General features: G+C 62.5%; 4 protein-coding genes. 3 read left to right on the forward strand and 1 reads right to left on the reverse strand.

All coding sequences use genetic code 11. The features are described 5' to 3' along the window. The 3 genes from EN984_RS27700 to EN984_RS27710 all read left to right on the forward strand — a co-directional run. The coding region (locus EN984_RS27700) for an aldehyde dehydrogenase (protein ID WP_164765685.1) at positions 1-1,279 on the forward strand (1,279 nt) is incomplete at its 5' end. 94 nt (positions 1,280-1,373) lie between these two features. Continuing rightward, entirely contained in the window at positions 1,374-2,153 is a 780-nt protein-coding gene (locus tag EN984_RS27705; RefSeq protein WP_127267888.1) for an SDR family oxidoreductase, read from the forward strand. Positions 2,154-2,173: 20 nt separating this feature from the next. Continuing rightward, complete coding sequence (locus EN984_RS27710) at positions 2,174-2,623, forward strand: VOC family protein (RefSeq protein ID WP_127267887.1); 450 nt, start codon at positions 2,174-2,176, stop codon at positions 2,621-2,623. Between the two features lie 46 nt (positions 2,624-2,669). Here EN984_RS27710 and EN984_RS27715 read toward each other — a convergent pair. Further along, positions 2,670-3,300, reverse strand: a 631-nt coding sequence (locus tag EN984_RS27715) for a GntR family transcriptional regulator (protein WP_164765686.1), incomplete at its 5' end; no start/stop codon positions are given.

Here is a 3,300-nt window from a genome sequence, read left to right on the forward strand (position 1 = left end):
GGGCAAGCTGCTCGTGCGGCTGGCCGATCTGATCGCCGAGAACGTAGATCGTATTGCCGCCATCGAGACGCGCGACAATGGCAAGCTGCTCACCGAAATGACGGCACAGCTGCGCTATATCCCGGAATGGTTCCGCTATTTCGGCGGTCTTGCCGACAAGATCGAAGGGTCGGTGCTGCCGATCGACAAGGCTGGCATGTTCGCTTTCACCCGCCACGAGCCGCTGGGTGTCATTGCAGCGATCGTGCCCTGGAATTCGCCGCTTTTACTTCTGACATGGAAGCTCGCGCCGCTGCTGGCGGCAGGCAACACTGTCGTCATCAAACCGTCGGAACACGCCTCGGCCTCGACGTTGGAGTTCGTGAAACTGTTTGCGCGGGCAGGCTTCCCGCCCGGCGTGGTCAACACCGTTACCGGCATGCCGCTTGATGTCGGCGCGCCACTCGTCTCTCATCCCGACGTCGCCAAGATCGCCTTCACTGGTGGTGAGCCTGGCGGGATCGCGGTCTATCGGGCGGCTGCCGAACAGCTAAAGACCGTCACGCTGGAGCTCGGCGGCAAATCGGCCAACATCGTCTTCGACGACGCCGATATCGAGAGCGCGGTCAACGGCGCGATCTCAGGCATCTTCGCGGCCAGCGGCCAGACCTGCATCGCGGGTTCGCGGCTGCTGGTGCATCGCAAAATCCACGACCGGTTCGTGGAAGGCGTCATAACGCTGGCGGCCAGCGCTCGATTGGGCAATCCGGCGCTGCAAGAGACGCAGGTCGGGCCGATCACCACGCAAGCCCAGCGCGAGAAGGTGCTGTCCTATCTCGGCATCGCGCGCCGCGAGGGTGCGCTTTGCGTGCTGGGCGGCGGCAAGCCGGCCTCGGGTGAATTGGCCGAGGGCTGGTTCGTCGAGCCCACCATCTTCACCGGCGTGAACAACACCATGCGGATCGCGCGTGAGGAGGTGTTCGGGCCGATCCTGTCCGTCATCCCCTTTGACGACGAGGACGAGGCCTTCGCCATTGCCAATGACAGCCCCTATGGGCTGGCGGCGGGAATATGGACCAGCGACATGGGCAGGGCGCTGCGCGGCGCGGCCGCGATGGAAGCGGGGATGGTCTGGATCAATTCATACCGTGCCGTCTCCTACATGGCGCCCTTCGGCGGCTACAAGAGGAGCGGTATCGGGCGCGAAAGCGGGCAGGACGCCATCAATTCCTATCTGCAGACCAAGACGGTGTGGATAGACACCGCCGGCAAGACCGCCAATCCCTTCGTTATCCGCTAGGCTAGGCTTCGGTGGGAGAATCCCCATTCCTAGCCAAGCTCGGCCCATGCTCCCTGAGACGGTGGCCGACTTACAAATGATCGAAGGATTGGACATGAGACAGGCAGGCAAGGTGGTGGTTGTCACAGGCGCGGCGCGCGGCATCGGACGCGCTTGCGCGGAACGCTTTTTGGCCGAAGGCGCGAAGCTCGTGCTCGGCGACATCGATGCCGTGGAGTTAAAAAAATGTGCCGCTGAAATCGGTACCACCGACAGCGTCCTGGCGGTCGTCACGGATGTCAGCAAGAAGGACCAGGTCGATGGGCTGATTGCAGCGGCGGTGGCGAAGTTCGGCCGTGTCGACATCATGGTCAACAATGCCGGCATCGCTCCGGTCCAGGACTTTCTCGACATCACAGAGGCGGACTACGACAGGGTTCTCGCCGTCAATCTGAAGGGCGCGTTCATGGGCACCCAGGCCGCAGCCCGCCAGATGATCGCGCAGGGTGGAGGCGGCGTCATCATTAACATGTCGTCGATCAATTCGGGCCTCGCCAACCCGCGTGTCGCCACCTACGCGATCTCCAAGGGCGGCATGAACCAGGTCACCAGCACCGCCGCCGTCGCCTTCGCTCCCCATGGCATCCGCGTGGTCGGTGTCGGCCCGGGCACCATCGCCACGGACATGGTCATGGACGGGACATTCATCGATTCGGAAGAAATGAGACGGGCAGTCCTTTCGCGTACACCGCTCGGGCGCCTCGGCACGGCAGCCGAGATCGCCTCGGTCGTGGCATTCCTGGCCAGCGACGACGCTTCCTACATCACCGGCGAGACGATCTACCCCGACGGGGGGCGCCGCGTTCTGAACTATACGGTCCCGATCAAGGAGTGAGAAGAATGGGGAGTGACGACATGGGCAATTTCGACAAGCTGCATCACATCTGCATCGTCGTGCACGATATCGACAAGGCGCAGGCCTATTATGACTCCATCGGCATCGGGCCATGGGAGTCCTATCCGCCGCTGGCCGAATACGAAGAACTCCAGGTCCCAAGCCCCGAGGGTTTCAAGGCGATGCAATACCGGATTTGCAACTTGCCGAACGTTCAGCTGCAACTGTGCGAGCCGAACGGCGATCCTTCACCGCAGCGGATTCATCTCAATGGCAAGGGTGAAGGCGTCTTCCATATCGGCTTCGAGGTTCGTGATGCGGATGCAGCCGAGGCCAAGGCGCAGGACGACGGGCTTCCCGTGCTGATGCGCGGGCGCCGGGAAAACCGCACCGGCTTCACCTATTACGATACGGCCGACAAGGCGGGCGTGATCCTGCTGACCCGGGCGACCAATCTGCCCGGCAAATGATCTTCGCGCGAAGGATTGGGGCTGGACAAGGAGACGGGGCGACTGATCAGCTGCCCCGCAATTCCTCAAGCCGGTCGACCAGGAATTTGCCGCTGGTGATGATATGCATTTCCAAAAGGCCGACGGCGCGCAGCGTATCCTTGGCTTCGCACAGGTCGATGAGTTGCCAGTGGTCGCGGTCGGACTGTGCCTGGATCTCGGTGAGCGTCACCATCATGCGCGTGTAGCGTTCCAGCTGCTGATAGATGCGCCCGACCAGTTCGATCGTCGCCTTGCGGCCGGACGGCGCGTAGAGCGCGGCGTGGAAGTTCCAGTTGAGCTGGTTCGAATACTCGCCGGTCTTGCCCTGCTCCTGGTGCTGCTTTGCACGCTCGCGGGCCAGCGCGAGGTCGGCCTCCGTCATCCTTGGAATGGCGAGGGCCAGTAGCCATGTTTCGATCCGGGCCCGCAATTCGTAGAGCTCGAGGATCTCGTCCAGGGAAATGGAGGTGACGACGGCGCCCTTGTGGGAAACCAGCGTGACGAAGCCTTCCGAATGAAGCTGATGCAGCGCCTCTCGCACCGGAATTCGGCTGACGCCGAACTCGGTGGCCAGATGCTCCTGCCGCAGCTGAAAGTTGGCCTCGTATTCGCCGATCAGGATCTTCTGCCTGATGGCATCGGCGACCTGGGTCGAG

The organism is Mesorhizobium sp. M7A.F.Ca.CA.004.12.1.1, assembly GCF_003997835.1.
Lineage (GTDB): Bacteria > Pseudomonadota > Alphaproteobacteria > Rhizobiales > Rhizobiaceae > Mesorhizobium.